11 protein-coding genes are annotated in these 12,643 nt (G+C 73.9%); 7 read left to right on the forward strand and 4 right to left on the reverse strand.

Annotation, left to right across the window (positions count from 1 at the left end):
* Positions 1-172: 172 nt before the first annotated feature.
* On the forward strand, positions 173-1,108 hold the full coding sequence (locus ACF1A5_RS18240; protein ID WP_392193866.1) for an RNA polymerase sigma factor SigF: 936 nt from the start codon (positions 173-175) through the stop codon (positions 1,106-1,108).
* 400 nt (positions 1,109-1,508) lie between these two features.
* Positions 1,509-3,062: a ricin-type beta-trefoil lectin domain protein gene (locus ACF1A5_RS18245; RefSeq protein ID WP_392193867.1), complete on the forward strand. Its 1,554-nt coding sequence runs from the start codon at positions 1,509-1,511 to the stop codon at positions 3,060-3,062.
* A gap of 139 nt (positions 3,063-3,201) precedes the next feature.
* Here the strand turns inward: ACF1A5_RS18245 and hutI are convergent, their stop codons facing one another.
* The 4 genes from hutI to hutU all read right to left on the reverse strand — a co-directional run bounded on the left by hutI (position 3,202) and on the right by hutU (position 8,751).
* Complete coding sequence (hutI, locus tag ACF1A5_RS18250) at positions 3,202-4,398, reverse strand: imidazolonepropionase (protein ID WP_392193868.1); 1,197 nt, start codon at positions 4,396-4,398, stop codon at positions 3,202-3,204.
* Between the two features lie 65 nt (positions 4,399-4,463).
* A complete protein-coding gene (locus ACF1A5_RS18255) occupies positions 4,464-5,822 on the reverse strand; it encodes a formimidoylglutamate deiminase (RefSeq protein WP_392193869.1) in 1,359 nt (452 codons plus the stop codon).
* Complete coding sequence (locus tag ACF1A5_RS18260) at positions 5,819-7,036, reverse strand: allantoate amidohydrolase (protein WP_392193870.1); 1,218 nt, start codon at positions 7,034-7,036, stop codon at positions 5,819-5,821. Before ACF1A5_RS18260 ends, ACF1A5_RS18255 begins: the two co-directional genes overlap by 4 nt.
* Positions 7,033-8,751, reverse strand: a complete 1,719-nt coding sequence (gene hutU / locus ACF1A5_RS18265) for a urocanate hydratase (protein ID WP_392193871.1) — start codon at positions 8,749-8,751, stop codon at positions 7,033-7,035. Before hutU ends, ACF1A5_RS18260 begins: the two co-directional genes overlap by 4 nt.
* Before the next feature lie 161 nt (positions 8,752-8,912).
* Here hutU and ACF1A5_RS18270 point away from each other — a divergent pair, with 161 nt between their 5' ends.
* From ACF1A5_RS18270 to ACF1A5_RS18290, 5 genes are all read left to right on the forward strand, one after another.
* The gene (locus ACF1A5_RS18270) at positions 8,913-10,298 is read left to right on the forward strand and encodes a diaminopimelate decarboxylase (RefSeq protein ID WP_392193872.1); all 1,386 of its coding nucleotides are present in this window, start codon (positions 8,913-8,915) and stop codon (positions 10,296-10,298) included.
* 169 nt (positions 10,299-10,467) lie between these two features.
* Complete coding sequence (locus ACF1A5_RS18275; protein WP_392193873.1) at positions 10,468-10,860, forward strand: hypothetical protein; 393 nt, start codon at positions 10,468-10,470, stop codon at positions 10,858-10,860.
* A complete protein-coding gene (locus ACF1A5_RS18280; protein ID WP_392193874.1) occupies positions 10,857-11,693 on the forward strand; it encodes a transcriptional regulator in 837 nt (278 codons plus the stop codon). Before ACF1A5_RS18275 ends, ACF1A5_RS18280 begins: the two co-directional genes overlap by 4 nt.
* Before the next feature lie 13 nt (positions 11,694-11,706).
* On the forward strand, positions 11,707-12,210 hold the full coding sequence (locus ACF1A5_RS18285; protein ID WP_392193875.1) for a roadblock/LC7 domain-containing protein: 504 nt from the start codon (positions 11,707-11,709) through the stop codon (positions 12,208-12,210).
* 16 nt (positions 12,211-12,226) lie between these two features.
* Positions 12,227-12,601, forward strand: a complete 375-nt coding sequence (locus ACF1A5_RS18290) for a hypothetical protein (RefSeq protein WP_356188601.1) — start codon at positions 12,227-12,229, stop codon at positions 12,599-12,601.
* Positions 12,602-12,643: the final 42 nt, after the last annotated feature.

Here is a 12,643-nt window from a genome sequence, read left to right on the forward strand (position 1 = left end):
CTTCGACACCCGAACAACCGCACACAAACGGACATATCCGTACAGAATGCACTTGCGGCGGTGTCGGGAAAGCGGGTAGGGCTAGTAAAGACACGTACCCGACACGGCCGGCTTTGGAGGCGCCGCACACCGCAGTGCACGTACCGGCTTCGGCAGCCTTATGCCGAGAACGATGGAGGACATCATGTCACCCCGGCTCGACGCCTCGCATACCCGGACGGCGACGTCGACACCCCCACCGGACCTTCTTGATCCCATCGAGCTGCACTGCGTGAGCGCAGAGCGGGACGATCAGGCCGACGCGCTCGCCGGACTTCCGGACATCCCCCCGTACGACGAAGTGGCCCCGGACGACGCCCGGGCCCTGTCGAAGTCCCTCTTCGAGCGACTGGAGTCCCTCGAGGAAGGCACCCACGAGCACGCATACGTCCGCAACACGCTCGTGGAACTCAATCTCGCCCTCGTCAAGTTCGCCGCCTCCCGCTTCCGGTCCCGCAGCGAGCCCATGGAGGACATCATCCAGGTCGGCACCATCGGCCTGATCAAGGCGATCGACCGCTTCGAGCTCGCTCGTGGCGTGGAGTTCCCCACGTTCGCGATGCCAACCATCATCGGCGAGATCAAGCGCTTCTTCCGCGACACCTCGTGGTCCGTGCGCGTCCCGCGCCGGCTGCAGGAGCTGCGGCTCGACCTGGCCAAGGCCGGGGACGAGCTGTCCCAGCGGCTGGACCGGGCCCCGACGGTGGCGGAGCTGGCCGCGCACCTCCGTCTCACCAACGACGAGGTCGTGGAGGGCATGGCGGCGTCGAACGCGTACACCGCCTCGTCGCTGGACGCCCAGCCCGAGGACGACGACTCCGAGGGCGCGCTCGCGGACCGCATCGGCTACGAGGACCACGGACTCGAAGGCATCGAGTACGTCGAGTCGCTGAAGCCGCTGATCGCCGAGCTGCCCTCGCGGGACCGGCAGATCCTCTCCCTGCGGTTCGTGGCCAACATGACCCAGTCGGAGATCGGCGAGGAGCTCGGCATCTCGCAGATGCACGTCTCCCGTCTGCTGACGCGCACCCTGGTCAAGCTGCGCAAGGGGCTGACGGTCGAGGAGTGACCCGCCGAGCGGGTTCCCCCTGCCCAACCGGACCGGGGGTGCCCGGCCCGACGTGACCAGGGACCTCCCCGAGCCCGCTCAGGGCCCGGGTCCCCGGCCCACCAGGGACCGGAGGTGCCCTCAGTCCACCCGGACCGGGGTTGCAGTTGCCCCTCAGCCCACCAGGGCCCGGGGTTGCCCGCCACCCCGGGGGGCGGGGTCTCGGCGCCCGGCCCGCGGGCCCCGGCGGCTCGTCCCGCCCTCGCGTCGCCTCGCGGTTACCCGGGGAAACCTCTTTTCCCCACAGGCCTCGTCCACCACTATGGTCACCCGCAAACCGGCCGGTACGGCAGGGCTCCGCAACCGACCCGGCCGGCCGCCGCACACGCGGCAGCGGCACGGGGTGCGAGGAGGCGGGTCGATGGCGCGGGCCGACGGGACCGACGAGGGCGTCCGGACCGGGGACGCGGAGGAGGGCGGCGGCGCACACGCGACCGCGTCCGACCCTCGGCTCATCGAGCTGCTGCGCGCCGACACCCCGGTCGTCTACCCCGCGCTGCGCGAGCTGCGGGCCCGCCACCACGCCGCGGTCCTCGCCTACGCACGGCAGTGCACGACGGGCGATTCGGCGGCACGGCAGCTCGCCGCGCAGGCCTTCACCCTCGCGGCCCGCGAGACCGCCCGCGGCGCCGACCCCGGCGTACCGCTGCGGCTGCGCCTGCTGCTGCTGACCGTCCGGCTGGCCGCCTCCTGGGCCCGTGACGAGCGGTCCGGCGGCCTCGACCCGGGGCTTCTGCTGGTGCTGAACACGGCGGTTCCCGGGACGCCCGTACCTTCCCTGCTCCCCGCCCTCCAGTCGCTGCCGACCCGGACCCAGGGCCTGCTCTGGTACGGCATCGTGGAGGGGGAGCCCGAGGAGCGGACGGCGACGCTGCTCGGCCTGAGCCGCGAGGACGTGGCCCACGGCACCCCGCAGGCGCTCCAGGCCATGGCGCAGGCGTGTCTGAGGGCCCGCCTCGCCGCCTCCGACGACCCGCGCTGTGGCGACTTCCGGCGGCTGATCGAGGAGGCGCTACGGCCGGACAGCCCCCGCCGCAGCGCCGATCTGCACGCCCACATGGCGCGCTGCGCGCACTGCACGGCCGCGTTCGAGGAGCAGCGCGCGCTGCGCGAGAGCCCGCGCGCCGTCCTGGCGGAGGGACTGCTGCCGTGGGGCGGCGCGGCGTACGGGGCCAGGCGGCCGGCCGAGCCGCCCGCTGACACCGGCGCGCGCGGGGCGCCCTGGCCGCCGTACCGCCGCTACGCGCTGGCCTCGGTGGCGGTCGGCGTGGCGCTGACACCGCTGGTGGTCCTGCTGCTCACCTCGGGCGGCGGCCCGCGGGACCGGCGCGGGGCGGCCTCGACGACCGCGCCCGCGGCTCCCGTGCAGGTCACGGTCACGGCGACGGTCCCGCCACCCACCCCGACCCCCTCGCCGTCCCCGACCTCCCGGCCCCCTTCGCCGAGGCCCACGCCCCGCCCGCCGCGGACCCCCCGCCCCAAGCCGACCCCGACTCCCTCTCCGACGTACCCGCCGGGCGCCGCCTACGCCCAGGTCGTGAACGCCGCCTCGGGCCGCTGCCTGGACGTGGCGGGCGACTTCGACGACGGCACGGACGTGGTCACGGCCCGCTGCACCTCCTCCCCCACCCAGCGCTGGCGGGTGGACTCCGGCCGCGGGGTCCTGCAGTCGGCCGCCGATCCGGACTTCTGCCTCGACAGCCGGGGCTCGGTGGACAACGGCGTCGGCATCTGGACCTGCTCCTCGGTCTACGGCGACAACGGCCGCAACCTCCGCTTCACCGTCGACCCGGACGGCCTGATCCGCCCCGCCATCGCCATCGAGACCGCCCTCACCCCGGACGAGGACGGCGCACTGTCCCTGGAGCCCCTGAACGGCGACACCGTCCAGCGCTGGCGGGAGGGGGCGGCCTAGCCGGGCCTGGGCTAAGGGCGTACAGGCGTGGGCTGCGCCGCCCGGCGGGCGGGCGGCGCGGCCCACGGCGGGAACGCGGGCCCGAGGCGGCGGCGCGAGGCCCGAGACGGCGGCGCGAGGCCCGAGGCGGCGGCGCGGGTCAGGACACCGGCGTGCCGCCTCGCCAGACGCGGCTCACCAGGGGCACACCAGGGCGGTAGGCCAGGTGGACATGGCTGGGGGCGTCCAGGAGGGTCAGGTCGGCGCGGGCGCCGGGGCCGAGGCGGCCGATGTCCGTGCGGCGCAGGGCCGCCGCTCCGCCGGCCGTGGCCGACCAGACCGCCTCGTCGGGGGTCATCCCCATGTCGCGGACCGCGAGCGCGATGCAGAAGGGCACCGAGGACGTGAAGGAGGACCCCGGGTTGCAGTCGGTGGACAGGGCGACCGTGACTCCGGCGTCCAGGAGGCGGCGGGCGTCGGGCCAGTCGGCGCGGGTGGAGAACTCGGCGCCGGGCAGCAGCGTGGCGACCGTGCGGCCGCCGGCCAGGGCGTCCACGTCCGCGTCCGTCAGATGGGTGCAGTGGTCGGCGCTGGCCGCGTCGAGTTCGACGGCGAGTTGCACACCGGGGCCGTAGGAGAGCTGGTTGGCGTGGACGCGCGGGTGCAGTCCCCTGGCGCGGCCCGCGGTGAGGATCGCGCGGGCCTGGTCGCCGTCGAAGGCGCCCTTCTCGCAGAAGACGTCGATCCAGCGGGCGTGCGGGGCGCAGGCGTCGAGCATCTCGCCGGTGACGAGGGCGACATAGCCGGCCGGGTCCTCGGCGTAGTCCGGGGAGACGATGTGGGCACCGAGGTAGGTGACCTCGTCGGTGTGGCGGGCGGCGATGCGCAGGGCGCGGGCCTCGTCCTCGACGGTCAGGCCGTAGCCGGACTTGGTCTCGAACGTGGTGGTGCCCTGGCGCAGGGCCTCGGCGAGGTAGCGGGTGAGGTTGGCCTCCAGCTCCGCGTCGCTGGCGGCGCGGGTGGCGGCGACCGTGGTGCGGATGCCGCCCGCGCTGTAGGCCCGGCCCGACATGCGGGCGTTGAACTCCTCGGTGCGGTCGCCCGCGAAGACCAGGTGGGAGTGGGAGTCGACGAAGCCGGGGATCACCGCCCGGCCGCCGGCGTCGACCCGATTGTCGGTGGCGGGTGCTTTGCTTGATTCACCGGTCCACGCGACGCGGTCGCCGTCGATGACGACGGCCGCGTCCCGGATCAGGCCCAGGGGGGTTCCGTCACCGAGGGAGGGGTCGTTGGTGACCAGCGTGGCGATGTTGGTGATGACGGTGGTCGTGCCGTTGCTGCCGGTCGTGCTGCTCATGACGTCCTCGGGGGCGGGGGCGGGGTTCGGTGGATCGGGGGTCGGTGCGGAGGCCGGGGCGGGGGTCAGCCGCGCAGGGCTTCGACGGCGGCCGCCAGCGCCCGCGGCACGTCGGGGACGAGCGTGTGCGCGCCGTCCCGGACGATCTGCCGCCCGGCGACGACCGTATGGCGGACGTCCGCTGCCGTGGCCGCGAATACCGCGGTCTCGGCACCGAGCCGGGGCAGTGTCCCCGCCGTCCTGACCGAGTCCAGCGCGATCGTCGTGAAGTCGGCGAGGGCGCCGGGCGCGAGGCTGCCCGCGTCGCTCCAGCCGAGGGCGGCGTGCCCGTCGGCGGTGGCGGCTCGCAGCAGGGCGGCGGCCGTCCAGTGGCCGCGGGTGCGGGTGCGCAGCCGCTCGTCCAGTTCCATCGCGCGCGCCTCCTCGAGCAGGTCGATGACGGCGTGGCTGTCGGAACCCAGGGAGAGCGGGGAGCCGGCCCGCTGGAGGGCGACGGCGGGTCCGATCCCGTCGGCCAGGTCCCGTTCGGTGGTCGGGCACATGCAGGTGCCGGTGCCGGAGCCGCCGAGCAGGACGATGTCCTCGTCGGTGAGGTGGGTGTTGTGCACCCCGGTGGTGCGCGGACCGAGGACGCCGTGATCGGCCAGGAGCCGGGTCGGGGTGCGGCCGTGGGCGTCCCGGCAGGCGTCGTTCTCGGCCGTCTGCTCCGACAGGTGCACATGGAGCGGGGCCCGCCGTTCCTCCGCCCACCGCGCCACCGTCGCCAGCTCCCGCGCGGGCACGGCCCGTACGGAGTGCACGGCCGCCCCGATCCGTGCGTGGTCCCGTTCCTTGAGAACTGCACAGCGTTCGGCCCAGGCCTCGGCCGTGGTGTCGGAGAAGCGGAGCTGATGGGTGCTGGGCGGCTGCCCGAATCCGGAGGACAGGTAACAGGTGTCGAGGAGGGTGATGCGGATGCCGGCCTCGGCGGCCGCGGCGATCAGTGCCTCGCCCATCGCGTTCGGGTCGGCGTAGCGGGTGCCGCCCGGGGCGTGGTGGACGTAGTGGAACTCGCCGACCGCCGTGACCCCGGCCAGCGCCATCTCGGCGTACACGGCGCGGGCGAGGGCGTGGTAGGTCTCGGGGGTGAGCCGGTCGGCCGTGGCGTACATGACCTCGCGCCAGGTCCAGAAGGTGCCGGAGCCGACCTGGACGGTGCCGCGCAGGGCCCGGTGGAAGGCGTGGCTGTGCGCGTTGGCGAGCCCGGGCAGGGTGAGCCCGCGGAGCACCTCGGCGCCGGGTGGCGGGGCGGTCACGTCCGTGCGGACGGCCGTGATCCGTCCGTCCCGGACGTCGAGTGCCACGCCCGGCTCCACGTGGGTGCCGAGCCAGGCGTGCTCCAGCCAGTACGTCCGCCCCTGCCCCTGCGCTTGCGTCTGCGTCACCTGCAGGCCAGCCCTTCCAGTACGTCGGCGAGTGCGCGCACCCCGGCCACGCAGTCGTCCTCGGCCGCGGACTCGGCCGGGGAGTGCGAGACGCCGGTGGGGTTGCGCACGAACAGCATGGCGGTCGGGACGCTCGCGGAGAGGATCCCGGCGTCGTGTCCGGCGCCCGTGCCGAGGACCGGCACCTTGAGGCCGGTGTCCCGGCCCAGGATGCGGCCGAGTTCGTCGCGCAGCGCGTGATCGAACTCGACGACCGGGGTGAAGGACTCGCGGACGACGTCGAGGTCGACCCCGTGCTCGGCGGCGTACGCGCGGGCCGCGTGCTCGATGCCGGTGACGACGGTGTCGAGGGTCTTCTGGTCGGCGGCCCGGGAGTCGAGCCAGCCGCGCACCAGGGAGGGGATGGCGTTCACGCCGTTCGGCTCCACGGCGATCTTGCCGAAGGTGGCGACGGCTCCGGCGAGTTCGGCCTCGCGCCGGGCGGCCAGCACGGTCTCGGCGTACGAGGGCATCGGGTCGCGCCGGTCGGCGAGCCGGGTGGTGCCGGCGTGGTTGGCCTCACCGCGGAAGTCGAACCGCCACCGGCCGTGCGGCCAGATGGCGCTGGCGATGCCGACCGCGTCTCCGGTGAGGTCCAGGGCGCGGCCCTGCTCGACGTGCAGTTCGACGAAGGCGCCGATCCGGGCGAGGCGCTCCGGGTCGGGACCGATGGCGTCGGGGTCGTGGCCTGCGGCCTCCATGGCGCGCGGCAGCGTGACCCCGTCCCCGTCGGTCAGCCGGTGCGCCTGCTCGACGGTGAGCTGCCCGGCGGTCAGCCGCGACCCGACACAGGCGAGGCCGAACCGGGCACCCTCCTCGTCACCGAAGTTGACGACGGCGAGGGGCCTGGTGAACTGCGCTCCCCTGTCGCGCAGTTCGTCCAGGGCGGCGAAGGAGGACACCACCCCGAGGGGGCCGTCGAAGGCGCCGCCGTCGGGCACGGAGTCCAGGTGCGACCCGGTGACGACGGCGTCGCCCTCGGAGGGATCGCCCAGCCAGGCCCACTGGTTGCCGTTCCGGTCGACCTCGTAGGTCAGTCCCCGGGTCTCGGCCTGCGCCCGGAACCAGGCCCGGCACTCGCCGTCGGCGCCGGTCCAGGCGAAGCGGCGGTAGCCGCCGGAGGCGGAGCTGCGGCCGATCGGCAGCAGCTCCGCCCACATGCCGTGGAAGCTCAACGCTGCTCACCCTCGCGCATCGGGACGCGGACGCCCCGCTCGGCCGCCACCGTCTCCGCGATGTCGTAGCCGGCGTCCACGTGCCGGATCACGCCCATGCCGGGGTCGTTGGTGAGCACCCGCCGGATCTTCTCCCCGGCGAGCGGGGTGCCGTCGGCAACCGTCACCTGGCCGGCGTGGATGGAGCGGCCCATGCCGACGCCGCCGCCGTGGTGGAGGGAGACCCAGGAGGCGCCGGAGGCGACGTTGACCATCGCGTTCAGCAGCGGCCAGTCGGCGATGGCGTCGGAGCCGTCGAGCATGGCCTCGGTCTCGCGGTACGGGGAGGCGACCGAGCCGCAGTCGAGGTGGTCGCGGCCGATGGCCAGCGGGGCCGCCAGCTCGCCCGACGCCACCATGTCGTTGAACCGCTCGCCGGCCTTGTCCCGCTCGCCGTAGCCGAGCCAGCAGATGCGCGCGGGCAGGCCCTGGAAGTGGACGCGCTCCCCGGCCATCCGGATCCAGCGGGCCAGGGACTCGTTCTCCGGGAAGAGGTCGAGGATCGCCTTGTCGGTCTTGGCGATGTCGGCCGGGTCGCCAGAGAGGGCGGCCCAGCGGAAGGGGCCCTTGCCCTCGCAGAACAGCGGGCGGATGTAGGCGGGGACGAAGCCGGGGAAGGCGAACGCCCGGTCGTATCCGGCCAGTCGCGCCTCGCCGCGGATGGAGTTGCCGTAGTCGAAGACCTCGGCGCCGGCGTCCATGAAGCCGACCATCGCCTCGACGTGCCGGGCCATCGACTCGCGGGCGCGGGTGGTGAAGCCGGCCGGGTCCTTGGCGGCGGCGTCGGCCATGTCCTCGAAGGCGACGCCGAGCGGCAGGTACGACAGCGGGTCGTGGGCGGAGGTCTGATCGGTGACGATGTCGATGGGGGCGCCCATGGCGAGGAACTGCGGGACGAGGTCGGCAGCGTTGCCGAGGAGGCCGATGGACAGCGGGCGGCGGGCGTCGCGGGCCTCGACGGCGAGTTGGAGGGCGTGGTCGAGGGAGTCGGCCTTCACGTCGAGGTAGCGGTGCTCGATGCGGCGCTCGATGGCGCGGGGGTCGCAGTCGACGCAGATCGCGACGCCGTCGTTCATCGTCACGGCGAGCGGCTGGGCACCGCCCATGCCGCCGAGGCCGGCGGTGAGGGTGATCGTGCCGGCGAGGGTGCCGCCGAACTTCTTCGCGGCGACGGCGGCGAAGGTCTCGTAGGTGCCCTGGAGGATGCCCTGGGTGCCGATGTAGATCCAGGAGCCGGCGGTCATCTGGCCGTACATGGTCAGGCCGAGGGCCTCCAGACGACGGAACTCCTCCCAGTTGGCCCAGTCGCCGACCAGGTTGGAGTTGGCGATCAGGACGCGCGGGGCCCACTCGTGCGTCTGCATGACGCCGACCGGGCGTCCGGACTGGACGAGCATGGTCTCGTCCTGCTTGAGAGTGCGCAGGGTGCGGACCATGGCGTCGAAGGAGCGCCAGTCGCGGGCCGCCTTGCCGGTTCCGCCGTAGACGACGAGCTTGTCGGGGTGCTCGGCCACCTCGGGGTCGAGGTTGTTCTGGAGCATCCGCAGGGCGGCCTCCTGCTGCCATCCCAGGGCGCTCAGTTCCGTACCGCGCGGCGCTCGGACTCCACCGGGAGGCGGCCCGAAGGGCCTCGTTCCAGGGTGGTGGCGGGAGACGGGCGGGCGGGGTCCTGACATGGTCTGCCTCCTGGTGGATTGCTCCCGGCGGAATATGCTGCGGTTATTCACATCCTGGCTCGCTGAATAGAACTAGTCAATACATCGGCGCGCCCGCGTGGGGGCACTCGCGGTGTTTGGCTTGATGCATGACCGCCGGCGGCGAGAGGACCAGGGACGCAATGGACACGGAACGCGCTGAGCGGCCGGGCGCGGCGGACGCGGGGCGGGCGGCCCGGCGGGACACGGCGGTGCGGGCCGCGGTGGAGCAGGGACTGCTCGGCCCCGGAGCGCCCCTCGTCGGCCTGCTCGACGTCGCGGGCATCCGGGAGTCGGCCGCGGCGCTGCGGGCCGCGTTCGAGGCGGTGGTGGCGCCGGGCACGCCGGTGCTGCACGCCTTCGCGGTGAAAGCGACCCCGCTGGTGCCGGTGCTGCGGCTGCTGGACGAGGAGGGCATCGGCGCCGAGGTGGCCAGCCCGGGCGAGCTGGCCCTGGCGCGGGCGGCCGGCGTCCCGCCCGCGCGGACCGTGCTCGACTCGCCCGCCAAGACCCCGGCCGAGCTGCGCGAGGCGCTGGCGCTGGGCATCGCCGTCAACGCGGACAACCCGCAGGAACTGGACCGCATCGACGCCCTCGTCCGGGACACCGGGACCCGCTCACCCGTCGGCATCCGGGTGAACCCGCAGGTCGGCGGAGGTTCCATCGACGCGCTGTCGACGGCGACGGCGACCTCGAAGTTCGGGGTGGCACTGCGCGACGAGGGAGCGCGCGAATGGGTGGTCCGCGCCTGCCTGGACCGCCCGTGGCTGACCCGGCTGCACGCCCACACCGGCTCCCAGGGCATCCCGCTGCCCCTGATGGCGCGGGGCGTGGCGGAGACGTACGCGCTCGCGGAGGAGATCAACACGCGGGCCGGGGGGCGGCGGATCGACACCCTCGACATCGGCGGCGGGCTGCCGGTGAACTTCGCCTCGGAGGAGACGGCACCGACGTACGGGGAGTACGCGCGGCTGCTGCGGGAGACGGTGCCCGGCCTCTTCGACGGGCGGTACGGGCTGGTGACCGAGTTCGGGCGCTCGCTGCTGGCCCGGCACGGCACGGTGGTGGCGCGGGTGGAGTACACCAAGAGCGCAGGCGGGCGGCCGGTCGCGGTCACCCATGCGGGCGTCCAGGTGGCGACCCGGACCGTCTACGCGCCGGGGGCGTGGCCGCTGCGGATCGCCGCGTACGACGGCCGGGGGCGGCCGAAGCCGGGGCCCGAGGTGGTGCAGGACATCGCCGGGCCCGCCTGTTTCGCGGGCGACCTGCTCGCCGAGGGCCGGGCGCTGCCGTCGCTCGAACCGGGCGACCTCGTGGCCGCGCTGGACACCGGCGCGTACTACTTCGCCCACCACTACGGCTACAACTCGCTTGCCCGGCCCGGCATTCACGGCTTCGCCCTCGACGGCGCCGGCAGCGCCTCCTTCGCGGTCGTACGGGAGCCGCAGACACTTCAGGACATCGTGGCCGAGTCGGGAGGGGCGCAAGCGAACGCGCTCACCACCCTGCGCGCCTCAGAAGGCGGTTGACGCACACCCGGAACACCCTGTGGAACTGGTGTGAATGCAGGGCCAGTTGACCAACACTAGCCGCTCGGTCGCATGTTCCACCGGAAAATGCCATATCCCTCACCGCCCGCGCACACGGTGCGTAGCGTCGGCATCACTCAGCCGAACCCCAGGCGGGAGGGGAACAACGGTGCCCGGAATCGACGAGTGCCTGCTGGAAGCCATGCGACTGCCCGGTGCCCGGGGCGCGTCGCTGGTCGACTGGACGAGCGGGCTTGCGCTGGGCACGGTCGGAGAGTCCCCGGGCGGCGACCACGAGACCACGGCCGCGGAGGCCGCCGAGCTGGCCCGGCTGGCCGCCGAGCACGGCGCGTTCGCCGCCGACGACGACCCGGAGGCCGAGCGCCCCCCGGTCGAGGACCTGATAGTCAGCAACCGGGACAGTTACCACCTGCTGCGCTTCGTGGACACGTCCTTCGACAGCAGCGTCTTCCTGCACCTGTGGCTCGCCCGCGCGGAGGGCAACCTCGCCCTGGCCCGCATACGCCTGGGCGAGATGGCCGAACGGCTGGTGCTGGGATGACCATGGTCGAGACCCCGCCGCCCCGCCTGCCGGTCCGGGACAGGGCCGGCGCCGCCGAGCGCTCCTGGGGCGGCCTGTCCCCCATGCTGACCCGGCTCGCCGAGGAACGGGCCACCGGCGTCCTCGTCCGCGCCCGCGGCTCGCTCTTCCTCGTCGACGGCCGGGTGGTGCACGCGGAGAGTCCCGCGGCCCCCGGCCCGGGCGCGCTGCTCACCGCCCACGGCACCCTGGCGGCCGGTGTCTGGCGGGACGCCGTCGCCCGGGCCGACGACCGGCGCGGCGCCGCGCGACTGCTGCTGGACGGCGGCCACGTGACCGCGGGAGCGCTGGAGCTGTGCCATCTGGCCGCGCTGTACGACGCCGCGTACTTCGCGCTCTCCCCCAGCAGCACTCCGGGCCGCTTCCGCTACGGCATCACCCACCGGCTCGGCCCGATCCTGTCGCTGCCCGTCGCCGCGCTGGAGCGCGAGACGCTGCGCCGCCGCGACCTGCTGCACGCCATCTGGCCCGACCCGGCGCCGGACAACGCCCCGCTGGCGCGGACGTACGCGAGCGGCGCCCCGAAGCTCACCGCCCGCCAGCAGAGGCTCCTGGCCCTGATCGACGGCGTCCGTACCGCCACGGACCTCGCACAGGCGCTGGGCCGGCAGGCCTTCCACACGCTCGTGGACGTACGGCGCCTGGTGTCCGCGGGCCTGGTGGCCCCCCAGGAGCGCGCCCCGGCGCCGGACGACGGCGGCGTGGCGGCCACCGTCGCCGAGCGGCTGGCCCACACCACAGACCCCCACATCACGCTGCTGAAGAGGCTCAGGGATGCGCTGGAGGCCCTTTGAGAGGAGACACCGGATGGCAGCCGAGCCCGAAATGCGGGAGGAGCTACGCCGGTTGCGAGCCCGCGTCCCCCAGCTCACCGGCGCCCTCGCCGCGAGTGTCGACGGCCTGGTCCTGGCCCACGACACCCCGGGCGTGGAGCCGGAGAGCGTGGCTGCCCTCACCGCGACCGCGCTCGGCGTCGCCGTGCGCATGGCGGACGTGACCGGTCAGGGGGATCTGCGGGAACTGCTCGTGCGGGGCGTCTACGGCTATGTCGCGACGTACGCGGCCGGCCGTACCGCCGTGCTGACCCTGCTCGCCCAGGACCGCGTCAACGTCGGCCGGCTGCACCTGGAGGGCCGCAGGGCCGGAGCCCGTATCGGGGAACTGATGGACGCCGAGGCGGCGGCCAGGAGCCCGGACAGGACGCAGACGAGGACGGCGAAACCGGCTCCCCGGACCATCGCCACACGGACCAGAAGCATGCGCGCGCCACGCACCACCGGCACCAACGCGCCTACCACCACCGAAAGTTGAGAGAAGGAGAACCACCATGGCCAACGTAGAGACCTGTCTGAAGGAAGCGCTCGCCTCCATCGAGGGCGCCACCGGCGTCGCGCTCGTCGACTACACCAGCGGCATGGCGCTGGGCACGATGGGGGGCAGCAAGACCTTCGACCTGAACGTCGCCGCCGCCGGCAACACCGATGTGGTCCGGGCCAAGATGCGCACCATGGAGCACCTCGGCCTCAAGGCGCAGATCGAGGACATCCTGATCACCCTGACCGACCAGTACCACCTGATCCGCCTGATCAGCGGGCGCGGCGGCAACGGGCTGTTCCTCTACCTCGCCCTGGACGCCAAGCGGGCCAACCTGGCGATGGCCCGCCACCAGTTGAGGAAGATCGAGGAGGACCTGGAGGTCTGATCCGCTCCACCCTGTCGGCCGAGTGCCGCAGGCGTGCCGGAA

The organism is Streptomyces sp. NPDC014864, assembly GCF_043081525.1.
Classification (GTDB): domain Bacteria; phylum Actinomycetota; class Actinomycetes; order Streptomycetales; family Streptomycetaceae; genus Streptomyces.